The following is a 19,955-nucleotide window of genomic DNA, read 5'->3' as shown; positions in this document are numbered from 1 at the left end:
CCCCCTATATTGTTGTAAGAGATCTCTCAAGACCTAGTATATAAGAGCCAGTCTCCCGCGGATATGAGACTCTGTTTGTATTCTGTACTTTCGTTTGTGAGTTGCCTTATGACCATAAAAAAGAGGCTGCCGACTTGTTCCGACAGCCATACTATTTAACATATCCCGATTACTCCACTGTAAGTCTGCTACGGAATTCCTGCGGCGTAAAGCCGACATGCTTCTTAAAGAAACGGGTAAAGTATCCTGCCGTATCGAACCCCACTGCCGCGGCAATGTCCTGGACCTTCGCATGAGAGTCCGCAAGCAGGCTCTTCGCCCGCTCCACCTTGAGCTCCGTAATGTAATCCGAGATGTTCCTTCCGGTACATGTCTTGTATAAGTTTGACAAGTAGGAAGGATTCAGATAAACGGCATCCGCAAGGACCGCAAGCGACAGATCCTTGTCCAGATGATCGACGATGTACCGGTTCAGCTTGTTTATGATGCGTTCCGTACGCTCGTCCTGATCCCGCTTACCGCTGCTTATAAGATTGCGGCCCATTTCATTAAGGAATTGTATAGCCTGCTCCTTCGTCTTGTGCGAGTTAAGGTCGAGAAGCCTGTTAATCGCGGGCTCGGCATCCGCTTCCGCAGCATTGCCGCTTCTATTGGTTTTGTTCCATAGATTGAGCAAGATGACGGCGACCGCATAATAAGTTTGCGCATAAATGCTGAATCGATTCGGCAAACGGTGAAACAGCGAAGTGATCAACTCTTGAAACAAATGCTCCTGTCCCATCTCGATCGCGTTTTCGATCCGGGTCAAAACCGTGCCGGGAATTTCCGGTGAAGCAGTCGAATGCGACTCCTCCCCACGGAATAGGAGAATCATTTCTTCCCCGTTGCCAAGACCCAGAATCAGATTCTGCTTCAGAAGTTGAAAGGTTTTAACAACAGCCTTCCAATCCACTTCACTTTCGTGGCAGATGAACGAAACCGGCAGACGCAGCATCTCCCTGCACGTTTGCTGAATGCTCTCAAGCGTGCCTTGAATATAACGGGCCGTTTCTTCCCATTCCGAATGACCGTTTCTCTGCTGGATAATCCATACGAAATAGGAATTTCCAAGCATGACAGGAAGCATGACGACTCGTTCCAAATATTCTTCCGCAATATTCTGGATCGCATACAACAATAACGTTTGATCAGATATGCTGTAGCCTTCACTCCATCGGTCGACACGACCGCATACAAGCATGACCTTCTCCTCGGGGCTCAGAAGCGTATCCAGTTCCCTGAAGCGGACACGAAGAATTTCGGTTCCCTGATCGCCTTGCTCCAGCATCGCCGTGAACCATTCCCGCCGCAACATCGGCAGCATCTCCTTCAGCTGCCCTTTCGCCCGGGATAGAATATCTTCGTTGACGAGTTCCTCCTGAATGGCAGTCAATGCCCTTCGTATGCTTCCTATAATGGATTCGTCGCCTTCCGTCTTCAGAATATAGTCGACACCGCCGCTTCGCTGCGCTTGCTGCGCGTACTGGATATCGCTGATTCCTGTTAAAAAAATGACTTTGCAGCGCGGCCAATGAGATTGAATCCATTGCTGCAGCTGCAGCCCGTCCATCTCTGGCATGCGGATATCGCTCAGAACGATATCCATCTTGGTGCGTGACAGCCATCCTATCGCATCCTTCGCGGAATAAGCCCTGTAGATATCTATTTCGGTGTCCATTTCATCGACTAGCATTTCGTACAATCCGTCTACGGTGAATGGTTCGTCATCGACGATAAGTAATCTAAGCATGCGGTTTAACCTCCTGAAGGGGGATCACAACTACTATCTTAAGGCCGCCAAGATCTCCGCGGCTTAACTGCAATCCGGCCTTGCTTCCATATTTAATCTGCAGTCGTCTGTGCACATTGATCATGCCCGTCGTGACCGTTACGTCTTGTTGACCGTTCAGCATGGCTTGCAGCCTTGCGACCTTCTCTACATCGATGCCTCCGCTGTCCTCCACACGGATTCGCAGCTCGGACTCGTTAATCATGAAATCAACCTCGAGCAAACCCCCGCTTGCCTTCTTCTCTAAAGAATGAACGAAGGCGTTCTCAATGAGCGGCTGAAGGATTAAACGAGGGAGAAAGATCCGCTCCGCCTCCGGAGGCACATCCGAGAATCGGATCGTAATGCGATTAGAGAACCGGATGGACTGAATTTCCGTATATGATTTCGCATGGGCGGCCTCGCTTGCCAAGGACGCTCCCTCCGTGTCATCTCTCGTGATAAATTGAAAGTAATCGCCAAGATGCTTCGTCAGTCCCATAATTCTTTCGTTTCCATCCTGCTTCGCCATACGGTACAAAATAAAAAAGGTGTTGTAGAGAAAATGGGGGTTGATTTGAGACTGCAAATGCTTTAATTCCGCCAACCTTGTTCGATATTGCTGCTCGTAAACCTCCTGAATCAACCGCTTTAGCTCCCGTACCATCGCGTTTAGCTGCCGGTATAAATAACCGAATTCGTCCTGGAAAGGGTACTCGATCGAAACATCGAATCGGCCTTGCTCGATTTTACGGAACGAGCGGACTAGGAGCATGATCGGCCGGTGGATGAGACGATACATGCCAAACGAGAAAACAATCGTAATCAGAATAGACGCTCCATATAAGATGAACACCCAGTTCCGGTACCGTTCAAGCGGCTGTTCAACCTGCTCTGACGGTACCAGCATGAGGAGATTCGTTTCGAGTATTTCGGATTTTTTGCTGGCAATTAGATAATTCACACCGTCTATTGCTATCCTTTGGTTAGCTTCCGCTTCTGTAGCGAACAACTGCGTGACCATCTCCTGGCTCACTTTCGGAGCCCTTGTCCCCAATGACGACCATACCATCCGCCTGTTCGACAGAACAGCCATGCTATCATCCGGAGTGAACTGGTCCAGTCTAGTTGTAATTTCCTTGTTAGATATCTCCACCGCAAGCAAAAACAAGGGGGAATTATCGAGGAAACCATACGGAATAACGATAAATACCCGCTCCTTCCAAATATGGAACGGGTACGTTAATGGATCTGACGGTTCTGTCAGCGCCTGGAACAAGTCATCGTCGAAATCGGCGATCGCGTTCGTGTTGGATGACACCACCCTGTTCATCATTGGAATAAAAACTGTCGCATTGTCGATGAATGTGCTGGACCGCTTCAAAAGGTCCATCTGAGATTTTACACGTAATACCGCCGACGTCCGTTCGGTGGCGCTCATAACCTCCGAAGTTGTACTCAGCTTCATCAAGTCCTCGTCATTCACATATTCCTGCATGAACCGAACGGTTCGATCAAATTCGCTATCCAAGATGTTCATATATAATTCAACCCGCGATGAAAGAGAACTCGCGATCTCTTGACGGACGATATCCGATCCCGTTTCATTCATCTTAAGTCCGCTATAGAACAGCGGTGTCAGCACCAGAAGGAACGTTAAAGCAATCTTCGGCAGAATGGGCAAAGACCCTAGCTTCCTAATCAACCACATGAACATCCGTCCTCGCTAAAAATAAAAATGATGATGAAAAGGGAAAGCCATCGAGCAGGCTTTCCCTTGAACTTAATATTAATCAACGCACTCGATCGTTTCACGCTGTCATTATAACATAAGGCACATAGAGGAAACATCGATCATCCTATAGCTTAATGGACCACGACACGAACGCGTCCCAAGTTCTGAACATTGGCGAACGGCGTGTTCTTATCGCCTTCCCTCTCTGAAGTTACCCGCAGCGCCGGGAAGTAGGTCCCCGGCTTCGAATAGGTGTATTGTACCGTCACCTCAACCTTTTTCTTAGATATATTGCCGAATGACAATGACTCAAACTCTCCTGTACCTAAATAATCCCACTCGGTCTTTACTACCCTGCCGCCCCATGGCGGCACTTGAATCTTCGCTTTAAACGTGACCGTCTGGCCGGCGTCGATATCGATTCGTGCTGCGCCATCCACGCTTAGATCGACGACGGGCTGAATGCCGCCTCTCGCTACGGCGTGATTCGGCACCTTGATCTGACCGTCGACCAACTCGTAACGGGTTGAGCGCGCAGGTGTTATGCCCTTCTCTGCCCAAGCGCTAACATCCCTAATCGCCTGCTGAAGAATGCCATCATACTGGACGAGACGCGCAGTGCGTCCTGGGCTGATATGATCCGCATTGTCGTTGTACCAAAGTCGGAAGTTGTCCTGATAACTCTTGTCAAGAGACTCCTTGACTCTGGAGCTGTACCAGTCGCCATCCCACGGATAAGCGTCGGCGTCCAACAGGTTTACGACCATAATGACCTTGCCATTGATCATTCCGTTATAAGTGCCGCCGCCTGTCACATTCTTCGATATGAGCGAACCAATCTCCATTGGGCGCTGAGGATAGAGCGGCGTTCCGTCCGCTGCTTTGAACTGATCCCATGCATAGTAGCCTGGTCTCTTCGGAACCTGGTGCCGATGATAGGAAAGAATCGCAAGATTGAATCTATTGTCGATCCGAAGCTTGGCGCCTTCTTCAATGGCACCAAGAACGCTTTCCGAATTACTGCCTCTGATCGTGAAAACCTTTGTTACCGGGTCAAATGAACCTCTTAGTGTCCCTATCTTCGTCGTTCCGTCCGTATCGTAAAGCGCGGACTCAAGAAGGAATGGAGCCTCGACCTTTGGTACGCTTTCGATCGTCAGACTCGTAGGGACGTTATGGGCATCGCGGGTTACCTCGGAAATAGCAGCCACATGGTCGATCTTGGCTTGGCGGAACATCTCTCCGAGAGCCGACTGTTCCGTACCGAGATACCCCTGTTTGCTCCAAAAATCGTCGACGTATGTAGGATCTATACCTCGAAGCACCCCTCCGAATCCGAGAAGACCTTCCTCGTTAATCCCGAGTACGTACTTATAATCTTCCCATGCTCTCAGAGGAACACCGAGCTTCGTCACCTCATGCAGAACCGAGCGCTCTACCGCATCAAGCCCGTCATATGGGTTACCGCTCCCTCCAGGGCTCACCGTATCCGCGATCTGCTGAGCCTTGTCCTCTAGAACAAACCGTGCGAAGGCCCGCGCAAAGAAATTATTCGGAATGGAAGTTGGTACGCCTGTGATATACGGAACAGCGCCATCCCATACTCCTTTGCTATTTTCAATAGCACCGATCGTTTGGAAGGAACCTCCGCTGCCGCCATAAATATAACCAAATATACGCCGCCACGATCCATAGTACTCGGCCGCCACCACCTTGGAGAACTTGGCTGCTGCCGCGTCAACCCGGTATCCGCCGCCGCCGTTCGTCTGCACCGTGTACGCTCCGCTGTCCGCACCAAAGCTGATACTTACATCGGTGGCGTTCTCGTCTTGAAGCGGATACACCAGATGGAAGAAACGGCCCTTCCACTCACGTTTCGTAGGAAAATAGAATGTAAACTTTTTGTCGGTGCCCTCGAAGTGCCCTGATACTTTGCGATGCGGTACTGGCGTCGACAGATCGGTTTCGCTGTCGATCACCGGACGGTTATATAATGGATCTACACATTCGGCGTTGATCCATACTGGTCCTCCTGACTGCTGCTCAGCGCACACGGGAGACAATTTTTCCGCGAAAGCTGTCAAGCCAGGCATTAGTAGCGTACTGAACATCGCCAACGATAGCGACCATTTTAAAGCAGAACTCAATTTTGGATTTGCGTACTTACCGGGCTTTCTCAAACCTTTCATTTCTAACTCCCCATCCCTTTAAGTTATGAATGCGCTTCCATGATCTGAGAGATCTCTTAAAATTGAGTATAATAAAGGGATGGAGGGCATGTATATGGCACTCTGTTTGTATTCTGGTCTTTCCTTTGTTTAGTTTAACCTTTCTGGCTCCTATTCGATAAATGGCAGATGAGACTAATTTGACGAGAACTTTTAGCGTTAGAACACCACAAATTTCACATTTCCAGAGCATGATTAACTCAGATTGGATTCAAGCGAAGTTTTGATACGTTTGTATAATATCTCTTTGAATCCTAAGTGTAGAGCTGATTCTGAACTACAATTGGGGACATCAGCTGGGTAAATCTTTTTTCATGTTGAGGAGTAAGGAACGGTGCCAATTTTATTCGAACACGATCGTTCATGCTTTGTGTCCTCCTACTTTCCCGCTTCAGTCAATTGCCGTTCCCCCATCGTTTTGTCTGCGGGCCCATACAACTGACGCGGATCCGTACTTCTTTCGGATTTCATAAACTGCTGACGTAAGTTGTCTCTCTTTAGTGTCGTCTTCAAAAAGATCGAGCTGCGCCACATCATCACCAGATAAATTGGTTAGACCAACATGAGTGTTACGAACAGGTCGCTTGATATCGTTAGCATATAAGAGTTCCTTACATACTTCGAACAATCTTTAAACTGGCAAGCAAATCAGTATCCGCAGCTGCCGGCCTGTCCACTAATTGTATAGCCTAAGTGGCTGTCTCGGGATCATTGTATATAAAAACTACCACGACAAGATTAACACTTGTCGTGGCAGAATTATTTTATCTCTTAGCCTTATAAAACTCATGATAAAGCTTCATGAGCGCCCTTTTCTCTATCCGCGACACATAACTCCGCGAGATCCCTAATTCCTTAGCAATCTCCCGTTGCGTCCGCTCATCCCCGCCATGCTCCAGCCCAAAGCGGCCGATAACGACTTCCTTCTCCCGGTCATCGAGTATATCTAAATTCTTATAGATCTTCGATTTCTCAATCTTCAGCTGCACCTTATCCACGATATCATCAGCCTCAGTACCGAGGATATCGATCAACGTAATTTCATTACCTTCCTTGTCCGTGCCAATCGGATCATGAAGAGACACGTCCTTGCGCGTCTTCTTCAAAGAACGCAGATGCATAAGTATTTCATTCTCGATACAGCGAGCCGCGAATGTCGCGAGCTTCGTGCCCTTACCAGTCTGAAAGCTCTCGATTGCTTTGATCAATCCAATCGTACCGATCGAGATCAAGTCCTCGAGATCTTCACCTGTATTGTCGAATTTTTTCACTATGTGAGCGACTAAGCGGAGATTGTGCTCAATGAGCAGGTTACGGGAACGTTGATTGCCCTCGGCCATCAGCTGCAGATGCTTGGTTTCTTCCTCCTCTTGGAGAGGCTGGGGAAACGCGTTGTTTTTGACATAAGAGACGAGCAATGAAAGCTGTTTAATGAATAGCGCTATCGCTGAGAATAATCCAGGCATTGAACCGTACACCCCCAAGTTGTATTTGCTTAGTCAATAAGCTTAATTGAAGCCTTTTCTAAGCAAACTGAAGTCTGTTCTTTAGTGTATGTGGGTTACAGCCTATACGTGCATGTACGCTTGAATCAAGACAGAATTCACAGGGTTTTTAAACCATGACCTCCATCCCGATCAAGCTTTCGCCATGCCGGTTACATCTATGTTAAATAACATAACATAAAACTGTTGATATGAGACGAAATGATCACGAATTGGCGATAAAAAGATGTGATAGAAATTTCTGCGTTAAGTTTATTGACATGAACGAAAAAGCAATTTATAGTAGCAATATAAGAATTCAACAGCTCAACGGCACAATGACGTGTCAGCTCCGGCGTTGCAGTCTATCCATACAATATCGTAGACGGGTAGGCTTTGTATTTTACATCGATTATTAATAAAGTCAGTCACGACGGTGTGGCTGCACTGGCAATGAGGCCGATTAACAGAATTCGCATTTGTGCGGTTCTGTCAGTCGGCCTCTTTTTGCCCTAATGATTACCGAGAAGTGGAGGGAATACCGGGAATTAAAGAGAGAGGTTGTAAAAAGAAATGATTACAGCACCAGCATCGAAAGAACGTGAATGACCCCGGCCAAAGCTATGATTTAGCCGGAAAGAAAACCAAGGTTTATTAATTATAGGGGGAATGAAAAATGGAAGCACAAAGTTTTCGTAAGTCTGGTCACTTTCCAAGTTTGTTGTCATCTTTTCTCTATTTTGATGTAAGCTTTATGATTTGGGTATTTTGCGGGGCTTTAGCACTCTTCATTACCAAAGATTTTGGTTTGTCGGATACTCAGAAGGCGACCATGGTAGCCATCCCGATTTTGGGAGGTTCCATTTTCCGGATACCGATGGGGATATTGGCGGATCGAATTGGCGCTAAAAAAGCAGGCCTTATCGGCATGGGGCTTACCACTATTCCTCTTCTCTGGGGTTGGCTCGGCGGAACAAGCCTGGTTCAAGTGCAGTCGATCGGGTTCTTGCTCGGTATCGCGGGTGCAAGCTTTGCTGTATCGCTTTCATTGGCCAGCCGCTGGTATCCTCCACAGTATCAAGGTCTGGCGATGGGAATTGCCGGAGCAGGCAACAGCGGTACTGCGCTAGCTACATTTTTCGGACCCCAGATAGCGACAGCGTACGGATGGCACACTGTTTTTGGATTGGCACTTATACCTTTGATCGCTATCATGATTATTTATGCAATATTAGCCAAGGATGCTCCGAATGCTCCTGCGCCTAAAACTTTAAAGGATTACCTCAGTGTATTTAAATATGCGGATACATGGTGGTTCTCCCTATTCTACTCGGTAACTTTCGGCGGTTTTGTCGGGTTTGCCAGCTACTTCAGCATTTTCTTCTATGATGTGTATGGCGATGGCGTAAACTCAGGCGGCTTAACCAAAATACAAGTCGGTTACTTGGTTACTCTTACAGTCATAGCGGGAAGCTTCTTTAGACCCGTTGGCGGTTGGATTGCGGATAAAATTGGCGGAATGCGATTCTTGACCATTTTGTTTAGCGTAGTTACAATATGCGCGTTTGCGATTGCAACCATGCCTAATTCATTCCTTGTTATGCTTCTTTATACAAGTGTTATGATGGCTTGCCTCGGTATGGGGAACGGATCGGTGTTCCAGATTGTTCCGCAGCGTTTCTCCAAGGAAATCGGAGTTGTTACCGGGATTGTCGGAGCTGCCGGCGGTTTAGGAGGATTTTTGCTTCCTAAATATATTCTTGGTCCATTAAAAGAATCGACAGGCACTCACGTTACCGGTTTCCTTGTTATCGGATCGATCGTATTGGTGATGACGCTTGTTTTCTACGCCGTTTCGCGCTCTTGGAAAAAGTCTTGGGCTACAACGGAATCAGGGGTTAATTTCTAAGCATTCCAGAACTGCGTATCGCACAAAGAACGGAATCAAGGCAATCAATTTCATAATAGGAATAGAAAAGGACAGTCCGAATTCATTCGGCTGTCCTTCTTTCGTTTAATATCCAGCTTACTTCTTTTCCACCTGAAGCAGCTTCACCGTCTTGGTGGCATAGGTGTCCTTCAGCTTTTCCTCTGTAATGACATTTAACTTGAGCAAGCTGGCGATTTTGGACGAATCGGGCTTCGATAGCAGCCGCCATAGCTCGGGGTCCGGCAGCGCTTCAAAAAGCTTGTTATCGTCGTATTCTTTGCGTTCCTGCACGACAATCTTTACTTTGTGGCTTCCGACTTCCAGCTCATTCGCTTCCTGCTCGGTCAAATACGTCAAAATTTCATTGCGCAGCTCTGACAGCTCCTGCTCTATTTCTTTTTGCTTTTGTTTTTGCTGATAATATCTGCGAACAGCCTTGTCCATTAAATCACGCTCCTCTTCTACTCTATGCTTATGAGAAGCAAAAGCATTTTAGGACTTGGAAGCGGCTGGAAAACAGCTTAATAAATATCTTTTCTCATAAATACGGTAAACGAAACGAGCAGCGAGCCCAGCATCCACGCTGCAAGCACGGAAAGCGAGAAGCCGAGCGTCATGCCCTCGACCGGGGGAGCCGAGCCGCTGACATAATCCATTAGGCCGAGATTGACCATAAATAAATATTTGGCGGAATCCCATGAGGACACCATGTTGCTTAGTATTGCTCCCGAAATCAAGCAGGCCAGCATCGTCCCCATGCCTGCCGCGCTGCTTCGCATCAGAATCGAGAGCATGAAGGACAAGGTGCCGACGACCACGGAAATAAACCATGCCAGTCCGAACTGCTGGATAATATACTGCCACTGCGATACGAGGCGCACGCCCGATATATCAAGCTCCCCGCCTTGCGTAGAGAAGCCCGTCAATACCGGCGCCGACCAGCCTTGGTTTCCGAACATCATGGCGGAGACGATGTAGGAGAGGAAACCGAACAGGAAGATGACCACGGATACCGATAAAATAAGGGCGATGTATTTGCTCAGCAATATTTTGAACCGGCTCACCGGACGGGTTAGCAGGAGCTTTATCGTCCCCATGCTCCGCTCGGAGGAAACGATGTCCACCGCGATGATCATGACGAGCAGGGGAAGAAACAGCTCCGCGGAGTTTTGCACAAACCCCCTGATAAAGGTGGGAGCGCCTGGCTCCGACGGATTAACATCGTTTTCCAAATAATACTCCGATTGCTTGATTTGAATTTGCATTTGCTCGCGCCATTGTCCCGCGCTGCTCAGCCTGTTTTGCATATCGACGATTTGCTGCTGCAGCTCGGTACGCCAATCCACCGTGCCCAGGCGTTCTTTGATCGCCTCCGATTCCTTCGCCTGCGCGTAGGTAAACATCGAGAGAAGAACGATAATAATAATGGAGATGACCATAAACCGGCGTTTGCCAATCAGCTTCGTCATTTCATTTTGAACGAGATTAATCAATCGATTCGCCCCCTGTCAGCTCGAGGAATAAGTCTTCAAGCGCCGGCAGCTTGCGATTCATCTCCAGCACGGTTACGCCCGCTTCCACCAGCCTGCGGTTCCAATCACCAACGGCTTGCTCCGTGTAAGGCGTCGTCACCGTTTCTTCCGTCTCGTTTAAAATGACCGTTAGGTCGCTTAGGATGTTTTTGCCTAACGCTTGCGGCTTCAAACGCCACACCAGGCGCTCTTCGCTGGACAGCAGCTCATTGACCGAATCCACGCGGATGATCTCGCCCTTCGAAATAATCGCTACCCGGTCGCACATCAATTGGATTTCATGCAGCAAATGGCTGGATACGAGTACGGTTAATCCTTCTTCCTCTGCCAAAAACCGAATAAAAGCGCGCATTTCCCGAATTCCGGACGGGTCAAGCCCATTCGTCGGCTCATCCAGAATCAGCACATCCGGCTTACCCAGCAAAGCCTGCGCAATACCAAGACGCTGCCGCATCCCAAGCGAATAGGTGCTCACTTTATCTTGCACCCTGTCCTGCATGCCGACCAGCCGAACGACCTCATCAATTCGCTCCTGCGTGATGCCGCTGATCATGACCGCAAAATGACGCAAATTTTCCATTCCGCTCAAAAAAGGATACAGCTCCGGATTTTCAACGATACAGCCCAAATGCCGCATCGCCTTCGTAAAATGCTTCGCAATATCCAGCCCGCATATATGAATCGTCCCGGAGGTTGGCTTTATCAACCCGACCAGCATCCGAATCGTCGTCGTTTTCCCTGCCCCGTTCGGACCTAAGAAACCAAATACCTCGCCGCGCTTCAGCTCGAAGCTTAAATCCTTAATAATGGTCCGCTTGCCGATCACCTTGCGAAGACCTTGAACCGATAGCGTAATCTCGCTCATGTTTGTCATTGTCCTCCTTCTCCGGCAATCAATGCGGCTACCCGCTCAGCCATCAGACGATACCCTTTTTCATTGGGATGAAAATGATCCGTAAACAAATAATCATTTATTTTCAGCTGGAACAGATCATAGGTCGGTACGAACACGGTATTAGCGTCCTGGGCCAGCAGCTCCGCCGCTTTGAAGTTCCAGCCTCTCACGACGTCCGACAACAGCTCCCCATTTTCGAATTCGCTAAAAGGATTGTATAAACCGAGTAAATATACGGTCGCCTCCGTGTTCACTGCCCGAATATTGGCGATGATCGTCTTGAGACTGGCGAGATAAGAATCCTCCAGTCCTTCAATGCTCGCTTCGGAAACATCCGAGAGGGTCTGTCCGCCTAGGAAGAGATCATTTCCCCCGATCGTCATCAGAATGACATCGGCTTGTCCAAGCTGGCGAAGGATTTCCTTTCCCTTCATTTGCTCCGCCAGCTGAGGGGAAGTCAGTCCCTTAATGCCCAAATTGATTAAAGAGATCTCCTTGCCCGCTTCCTTCAGCCGATCGCTGACATAACCGACATAACCTTTGCCTTCGATATCGCCCGTTCCTCTCGTCAAGGAATCGCCTAGAGCCACAATTTTCAATGCACTCGTCGGTATGGCAGGCTCCTCCGCTTCGGAAGGCAAGGACGCCGTGCCCGATGCTCCGATTAAGTAATCCTTTAACGTCCAGCCTAATCCGAATAACCAAAGGAGACAGGCAAGTGCCGCGAAGGCAGTGATGAAGCGTACCTTTTTGCTGTGCATCGTATATCATTCCTCGCTCTCTTGTTGCTTTTAACGGCTAAACCACTGACAGACCTGCTGCTGCATGCCAGCCCTATACTGCTCGAACTATTTTTTTCGGTGTCCGTTGGCACCCGATGGATGCGGCATGTCGAATAAGCACCGTTCCTTGCTGATCCATCCTTTTTCCGCGAATGCTTGTACAACTTCCGAGACTGCCTTGCCAAGCGGGATAATCAGCGCATCCTTTACCGCCAGCAATTCCGGAAGAAGAATACGCTCCGCATAACCCGAAAGCACGGGTGATTTCAAAATAGGAGGGCTGTGTCCCGTATAGTTTTTGCCATGCTGGAACACCGGGTACCTGACCGCAGAGGTCGTATGCAGCAATTCTCTGCGTTCTTCAAATAGGAGCCTGCTGCCTTTAATTCCGAGGACTGCAGGCAATCCGATTTGATCCAGCATTTCTATCAGGTTTTTTCGCATCGAGCCCGCGAAGCTCGCCAGCTTCTTGGCTCGTTGATCAATTTGATCGGCTGGCACTCCGCTTAACAGATCCTCGCGCGCACCGCGAATCGCCAGTTCCATTTGGGTGAAGCCCGGCGTTATGCCGATAATCATCACTTTTGCCTGCGTATTCACATACTCGTAGGGAACGTAATATATCGACATATCCTGCTGCTCATAAAGAAGCAATTCATGGACAAACAGCTGCTCTCTGGATAAGCGGCCCGGCGGAAGCGACAGGATAAATGCTTTATATTTCTCAATCTGTGTCATGTGCTCCCGCTCCTTTGTTTGTGCAGCTGCTATAAATCAAGCTCAACCATATTGTGCGCGCGTGCAGGGAAGTCCGTAATGATGCCATCGATTTCGAATTTGAGCACCTCTTTCAAATTACGTTCGCTGTTGACCGTCCACACCCATACCTCGCGGCCATCTTTATGCGCGCGCTCGACGAATGCCTCCGTCAGCATGACCTGCTCAATCGTATAAAAATCTACGTCCAGCAGCGAAAGATCCCCTACCGCAAAATAAAGGATTTGCCCGATTCTAATGTCGGGATTCAGCTGCCTGATCTGGTGCAGCGTCTGCCGGTCAAACGACTGAATATAACATTCCTGCACCATATCGAATTGTTCAATCAAAGCAACGACTTCATTGGCGAGTTCATCGCCCGGCCCGTACGGTTTAAGATCAACAATCAGTTTTGCTTTCCCCTGCACCTCGGCAAGAACCTCGGCCAGCATCGGAATTCGCTCGCTTTCACCGAACCCGCCGTCCCGTATGCCAATATTCAGCCTGGCAACCTCATCATAGGTCAGCTCATTTACGCGCTTTGGCACACCGGCCATCCGCTGCAAATTATAATCATGGTGAAGCACGACGACGCCGTCCTTCGTCAGCTGAACATCGATTTCAACCGCATCGATGCCCTGCTTCACCGAGCTTCGGACAGCCGCAAGCGAATTTTCCGGCGCTTCAAGAGAATCGCCGCGGTGAGCGGATAACAGCACGCTCCATTTGACATAAACCAAATTGTCATTCGCCGCATAGCTGACGGTAAGCGCCAGCGCCAAATATACGGCTGCTGCAGATACATATATTATCCGCGTGCGCGTTCTTCCCTGCACATAGGCGTAAAGACGCTTTTCTAGAGGACCAAACCAGCGGCTTTTGGCCAATCGAAGCGTGTCATACGGCTTTACGCCGGGACTCCGGTTGAAATGATAATAAAGCCTTGTCAGATAGATGATATTAACCGGCACGAGCAGCAGCGTGAACATGTAGGTAAGCACGGTCGATAACGTTAAGGAATATTGATCCGTGATTACTTTCAATAGATTATCGTCAAGCCAGGATGGCAAATAAGCGACGGTGGAAATCGTTATAAAACCTAGCGAAAACACAAGCGCATTAAGCAAAAAAAGATTGATGAAGATCGATAAGCGCTTGCCCTTCGTCAGCACGAGGCTGCTTTTGATAGCCGCACGGATCGATTTGTCTTCGATCATAATGTAATGCAAAACAAAAATCCATCGCAATACGAGGTACAATCCAGCAAGCAGCAAAAGCCCGTATAAGGCGAGCATTGCAGCGGAAGAACTCCATATGCGGCTGTTAAAAAAAATCGGAACGTTAAACTGCGCGAACAAGGATGAAGACAGCGGCGAATCGATAAACGGCACGAGAAACAACAGGAAGAACATCAGCTGGATGAATCCGAAGCCGAATAGCTTGGGTGTTTGGTGCAGCGTTGTCAGCACGGCATCTGAGATCAACACATTTTTCCCAAAATAATGCTGCTGAGCAATCGTGATAACCACGCCAAACTCGATAAACAGTACCAGCATCGCTACTAAACAAATCGCGATTAAACCGCCTACTCCCGCATAGCTGAGACCGATTTTGTAGAACTCGCCGTTCAAGACGGAACCCGAACCGACTATGCGGATAATCCGGTTGAAAATAAACGAGATAATCGGGATAATGACAAAGCTCGTCATCAGCATAAACAAATATTCGAATATAAGATGTTTTTTGTATGTATCACGAAAGTCACGAATACTTCTACCCAATCGTTGAAGCATAAACATTCATCCTATTCTTTTTATGATGAACAAATATGAAGCAGAAGCGTTACCAAAAGTCTCCACTTCCCTATTATACGTATGACCCTGCCCCCAAGTCGAATCGAAGCGCCGCAGAGCAAAAAAATCCGCACTCATCTAGAAAATTTATGTATCTAAAAAAAAACCACGCCGCAAAGCGGCGTGGTTTCCAATCCATTCTTATCCATTCTTATCCATTCGACAGACTCACGAGCTTATGAATAATAACCGCTGCCTGAGCTCTTGTCGCTTGCTCCTTCGGCGCGAACACTCCGCCTCCCATGCCTTGAATAATTCCCGCTGCTTGCATCGCCTCTGCCGCTTCAACGGCATAGCCGTCGATAGCCGCTTGATCCGCAAATGCGCCGGACGATGCTTGGCCGCCAAGTCCAAGCTTGAGATGCTGCGCGGCACGATAAGCCATGACCGCCATATCCTGCCTTGTAATCTCGTCGTTCACGCCGAAGCTGCCGTCGGCCTTGCCTTGTACGATACCCAGTTTATGGGCAGCCGCAACAGAGCTGTAATACCAGCTTCCCTCCTGCAAATCGCTAAACTCGCTTTTGGCGCCCTCATCCGCAACATCGAACGCGAACATGAGCATTTTCAGAAATTCCGCTCTCGTGACCTTCAGATCAGGCTTAAAGCTTTGATTGCCTACCCCATTCACGATGCCTCGCGCCGCAAGGGATTCGATGCTATCCTTCGCCCAGCTCACGCGAGCGATATCGGTAAAGCTTGTATTTACGTGTGAAACAGCATACTTGCTGAAATGGTTTGGCTTAAACACGACTTTCCCCGTAGACGGCTGGTAGACTCCGTTTTTCACGAGATGAAGCTTGTTCTGCTCGTCTACATAATAAATGATAATTGCGTTTGGGTTTTCTCCGGCTGCCGGCGCATAATCGATCTCCACTTTTACGCTGCCGTCAAAAGCGCTGACCTTCTTGCCGTCTATAGTCAGGTTAAAGTCGAATACTGGATGCGTTCCAACCTTCTCTTTCACCTCAGCGGACAGTGCGGCTGCGTCTACTTTCTGAACAGACAGCTCTATCTTAGAGGATTCATTGGTTACGTATGACGCGATCAGCGCCTTATCAACTGAAATGGTTGCTAGACCCAGACGTACTTCAACGGTTTGAATCGCTTTGTCCATGCTTGTTTTTAGCGCCTGCGCGGGCAGCGCAGCTTGTACAGACGAAGCTGCTTTATCCGGCGCTAGTTCCAGCACAAGCGATTTACCTGCGGCGGTTTCCGCTGCTTTCGCAACATCGGCGGCTTTAAAGTCAGCTGCCGCTTTGCCGGATGCATCGACCGCGACGGTTTGCTTAACGCTGCCGCTTCCAACCGTGACAGCAGGCTGCGGTGTTGTGCTTCCGCCTGGAACTCCTGTTATCGCTGCTTTGATTGTAATTAAGGCTGATCCGACCACTGCGGAACCATCCTTGGCCGCTGCTTCCACTTTTACTTTGCCGACGGATGCCGCTGTCAAAAGCCCGCTTGCATTAATCGATGCCAGCACCGTAGCGGAGCCATCCTCGTTATAGACCGACCAGCTTACCGATTGATCCGTTGTTGCAGCCGGCGTAAAAGCGGTATTTAGCTGGATTTGCTGTCCAACCGCGATTTCAGCCGTTACAGGCGATACGCTTAAACCTGCCGCTTTCACTTCATTGGTGCGAATATTCGGCTGTGCCGGCGTTTCCATCCCCGTACCCAAGAAGAAGCTTGTATGCGGCGGCTGGTTATAACCCGTATTCTGCCAAGCGATCCCGAGTCTATAGACCGGATCATGCATAAGCGTAGGAATGCGATGCTCCGTCGCATCGGTAGTCGTATAGATACGAAGCGCGCTGCTGTCTTCGGTGCGCACGATCACCTCTTCACGCCAGTCCCCCAGCATATCTGCCTGCAATGCCGGATTCCCTTTTGTATCGTTATTCGAATACGTTCCCGTAAACGACTCTAGATTGACGAGCTGATTCGTCTCGTAATCCCATTTATCGATTTTCGGAATGCCTACCCGGAGCGTATCTCCCTGCCATTGATGGTCGAGCAGCTCGCGGCCGAGATCTCCGTCCCACCAAATCGCAAAGTTGGAGCTTGGAATTTGATTGGCTATTTTCTCGCCTTGCGCGGTGAACAAACCTCCCGTTGGGCTATTCCAAGCACCGTCGATGGCCCAAGCTTCGGCTCCTTCATACCGCGGATCAATATCTGCCGACAAGCCCCTGCCGGTATCGATGCCGGTCTGCAGCTGCCCCCACAATACTCTGCCCGTCCGGGCGTCCTTCACGTCTGCCGAATATTTAACCGACGTATCCTCCTGCACGGCAAACAATTCCAAGCCTAAGCGAGTAGGATCCAAGTCGCCGAGATGCATGGCATCGCCATGACCAAGCCGCGAGTTCCATAATCCTGTTCCGTCATCGTCAATCGCTGTCGCGCCCGTGATGATTTCATCTCTGCCGTCCGCGTCGACATCCGCTACGCTGAGTTGATGATTTCCTTGGCCCGCATAACTTTCGTTCCCTGAGGTTTTGGAGTCAAAGGTCCACAGCTTCGTCAGCTTGCCGTCTCTCCAGTTATAGGCAACCAGTACCATCCGCGTATAATAACCGCGCTGCATAATGATGCTCGGTCTCTCGCCGTCTAAATAAACGATTGCTGCCAGAAAGCGGTCTACGCGGTTTCCGTACGCATCGCCCCAGTCCGCCACGTTTCCGCGTTCCGGCTCGAAGGCTTCCGTGGCAAGTGCTTTGCCCGTTGCCCCTTCAAAGACCGTATGGTATTCAGGCCCTGTCAAAATATACCCGCTTGCATTCCGGTAATCGGCTTCCCCATCACCGATAACCTGGCCTTCGCCGTCGATCGTACCGTCCGCAGTCCGGAAGGTGACTTCCGCCTTGCCGTCGCCGTCGAGATCATAGACCAACACATCCAAATAATGGGCTCCCGCCCGGATGTTTTTGCCCAGATCGATTCTCCAAAGCTGCGTTCCGTCCAGCTCGTAGGCGTCGACGTAGGTATTGCCCGTATATCCGCTTTGGGAATTATCCTTGGCATTGCTTGGATCCCATTTCAACACGATTTCATATTGCCCGTCGCCGTCCAGGTCCGCGATCGAAGCGTCGTTCGCACGGTAGGTGTAGGCTTCGCCGCTAGGCGTTACGCCGTCTGCCGGTTTTTGAATGGGAACATCCAGCGCATTCGTATCCCATACCTCGGCAGATTCCGATTGGCGCTGCTCGGTGCCGTCAATAACGGCCCGGACGAAATAGACCGAATCGGCCTTGCCGCCCGCATCCTCAAAGTTCGTGCTGTTCGTAATCGGGCTCGCGTTGACTTTAGCGCCATCGCGGTAAAGGTTAAAAGCAATGGCAGTCGGATCCGTACCGAGCATCCGCCAACCCACATACACATGGTCATCCTGCTTGACGGCTACCAAGCCGCGGTCCAAACTTTCCATTTGCCGCGCTGCGAGCTTAGTTGGCACAGCGCTCACCGTTACGCCGGCTGATTCGGTTACTTCCTCGCCCTCATATGCAAATGCGCCTTTGATGACAAAGTTGTATGGCGTTCCGTTCGTCAGCCCGTTAATCGTCGAGATATACATTCCTTTTGCCACCGTATCTACCAAAACCAGCGAATCATCATCGTTTTTCTTATAAATCCGTGCTTCCCGGTAAGCGGGGTCCGAAGTCTCCTCCCAGCCGATCAGCACCTTGGAATCTCTTCCCTCCGCAACCGGAAAATTAACATTCGGCGCCTTATCCAGCTTGTTCACCGTAACCGTATAGGTCTTGGATATATCGGTGTATTCCGAAGAGGTGACGGACACGCCAAAGCTGGTCGAGCTGCTGGTTAAGGCAACCGGCTTCGCGCCTCCGCTCTCTACGCCTGCTTCCCCAACCTTCAGCGAAACTTCGCCTGGATTGCTAGCTGCGGGATGAACCGCCAGCTCCGAAACGGAGAAAGGAACCTCCAGCGAATAGTTGTCCACCTTCGGGTCAAAAGGCGGAACGAGTGCCGCAGCATAGTCTCCCGCTTGAATATCCAGGCTGCTTAAAGCGAGATCAAGCGCCGTGACCTTGACATTGGCTAAATTAAAAGCCCCGCCGCCCGCATTCACGAAAAAACCGAAGCTGCTGATTCGCTCACGCGGGCTGTAGAACGCATCCGGCCATACGACGGTCGTGTCCGTCGTCAAATCGGTTATGGAAACCGTGTATTTTTTTTGCGGCGTATTAAACACCATTTTGAAACGGTACCAATGGGTGGAATCGTAATTAATCTGATTCTCCGCAGCCGCATTATGACGTTTGATAACGCCTGCATCCAGCTGGTAACGAAGGGCTGCCGCATTGGTGGCATTCACCTTCCCATCCATGACCCAAAGCGTTCCGCCCTTGTTAGTAGGAAGATTCACATCGAATTCGATGATCGTCCCGCCATTTTGGGCAGCGAACCTTTGTCCGAAATAAGAGGACCCCGTCCCGTTATGTGTAATTTCCGCATATGTCGAGCCCGCCACTGTATTTTTTGAAAGTTTGACAGTGGGAGCAGTTCCTTCTTTTGTCCAGTTATTGCCTGCGCCGATCGTGAATTCCCCGTTCTCATAGCTGCTAAAATCGTCGGCTGCAAGAGTCGTATCTGCCGCATGTACGAAAGCTAGATGAAGCGGCATAAGAAGTGACATGACCAGCATACAGCTTAGAAGCTTTGATAGAAGCAGCTTCCCGTTCCTAATTCCTGACTTTTGCATTTCGTTATTTACCTCCCTGAAAATCTGATTGTGAGTTCACGCTTTAAATTCGGTTGGTTCCTGACGAGCTGGCTATAGCCTCCCTCCTCTATGCATGTAAGCGATACCATTCCGATTATAGGGAATAGAATGAAACAAACCATTTAAAAACCAGACTAAAACGGTTAAAAACCAGTGAATTTTCTCCAATAGCGTATATTCGAACCTGAGCATAAAAAAGCCCCGAC

The 19,955-nt window shown here is 49.4% G+C and carries 12 protein-coding genes; 1 reads left to right on the top strand and 11 read right to left on the bottom strand.

Annotated features, from left to right (window positions below):
- Nucleotides 1–169: 169 nt before the first annotated feature.
- From ACN6MW_RS23630 to sigK, 4 genes are all read right to left on the bottom strand, one after another.
- The gene (locus tag ACN6MW_RS23630) at nt 170–1,789 is read right to left on the bottom strand and encodes a response regulator transcription factor (RefSeq protein ID WP_419872329.1); all 1,620 of its coding nucleotides are present in this window, start codon (nt 1,787–1,789) and stop codon (nt 170–172) included.
- Complete coding sequence (locus tag ACN6MW_RS23625; protein WP_419872328.1) at nt 1,782–3,518, bottom strand: sensor histidine kinase; 1,737 nt, start codon at nt 3,516–3,518, stop codon at nt 1,782–1,784. Before ACN6MW_RS23625 ends, ACN6MW_RS23630 begins: the two co-directional genes overlap by 8 nt.
- Nucleotides 3,519–3,673: 155 nt before the next feature.
- Nucleotides 3,674–5,731, bottom strand: coding sequence for a PKD domain-containing protein (locus tag ACN6MW_RS23620; protein WP_419872327.1), 2,058 nt, complete (start codon nt 5,729–5,731; stop codon nt 3,674–3,676).
- Nucleotides 5,732–6,534: 803 nt separating this feature from the next.
- A complete protein-coding gene (sigK, locus tag ACN6MW_RS23615) occupies nt 6,535–7,236 on the bottom strand; it encodes an RNA polymerase sporulation sigma factor SigK (RefSeq protein ID WP_053374990.1) in 702 nt (233 codons plus the stop codon).
- Nucleotides 7,237–7,930: 694 nt separating this feature from the next.
- On the opposite strand from sigK, the gene ACN6MW_RS23610 reads away from it, so the two are divergent.
- Complete coding sequence (locus tag ACN6MW_RS23610) at nt 7,931–9,163, top strand: nitrate/nitrite transporter (RefSeq protein WP_419872326.1); 1,233 nt, start codon at nt 7,931–7,933, stop codon at nt 9,161–9,163.
- A gap of 117 nt (nt 9,164–9,280) precedes the next feature.
- On the opposite strand, the gene ACN6MW_RS23605 is transcribed toward ACN6MW_RS23610, so the two are convergent.
- The 7 genes from ACN6MW_RS23605 to ACN6MW_RS23575 all read right to left on the bottom strand — a co-directional run bounded on the left by ACN6MW_RS23605 (nt 9,281) and on the right by ACN6MW_RS23575 (nt 19,728).
- Nucleotides 9,281–9,628, bottom strand: coding sequence for a hypothetical protein (locus ACN6MW_RS23605; RefSeq protein ID WP_364142722.1), 348 nt, complete (start codon nt 9,626–9,628; stop codon nt 9,281–9,283).
- A gap of 77 nt (nt 9,629–9,705) precedes the next feature.
- Nucleotides 9,706–10,677 (bottom strand): ABC transporter permease, encoded by a 972-nt coding sequence (locus ACN6MW_RS23600; RefSeq protein ID WP_419872325.1) that lies wholly within the window; start codon nt 10,675–10,677, stop codon nt 9,706–9,708.
- Entirely contained in the window at nt 10,670–11,581 is a 912-nt protein-coding gene (locus tag ACN6MW_RS23595; protein WP_419872324.1) for an ABC transporter ATP-binding protein, read from the bottom strand. Before ACN6MW_RS23595 ends, ACN6MW_RS23600 begins: the two co-directional genes overlap by 8 nt.
- 5 nt (nt 11,582–11,586) lie before the next feature.
- Nucleotides 11,587–12,372, bottom strand: a complete 786-nt coding sequence (locus ACN6MW_RS23590; RefSeq protein WP_419872323.1) for an SGNH/GDSL hydrolase family protein — start codon at nt 12,370–12,372, stop codon at nt 11,587–11,589.
- 87 nt (nt 12,373–12,459) lie between these two features.
- Complete coding sequence (locus ACN6MW_RS23585) at nt 12,460–13,131, bottom strand: uracil-DNA glycosylase family protein (protein WP_419872322.1); 672 nt, start codon at nt 13,129–13,131, stop codon at nt 12,460–12,462.
- A 29-nt stretch (nt 13,132–13,160) separates the two neighbouring features.
- Nucleotides 13,161–14,942: a glycerophosphoryl diester phosphodiesterase membrane domain-containing protein gene (locus ACN6MW_RS23580; RefSeq protein WP_419872321.1), complete on the bottom strand. Its 1,782-nt coding sequence runs from the start codon at nt 14,940–14,942 to the stop codon at nt 13,161–13,163.
- Between the two features lie 211 nt (nt 14,943–15,153).
- A complete protein-coding gene (locus ACN6MW_RS23575; RefSeq protein ID WP_419872320.1) occupies nt 15,154–19,728 on the bottom strand; it encodes an S-layer homology domain-containing protein in 4,575 nt (1,524 codons plus the stop codon).
- Nucleotides 19,729–19,955: the final 227 nt, after the last annotated feature.

The organism is Pristimantibacillus sp. PTI5 (assembly GCF_048572955.1).
GTDB lineage: Bacteria > Bacillota > Bacilli > Paenibacillales > Paenibacillaceae > Pristimantibacillus.
Note: the sequence above shows the minus strand (reverse complement) of the source record. Positions and strands in the feature narration are given on the sequence as shown.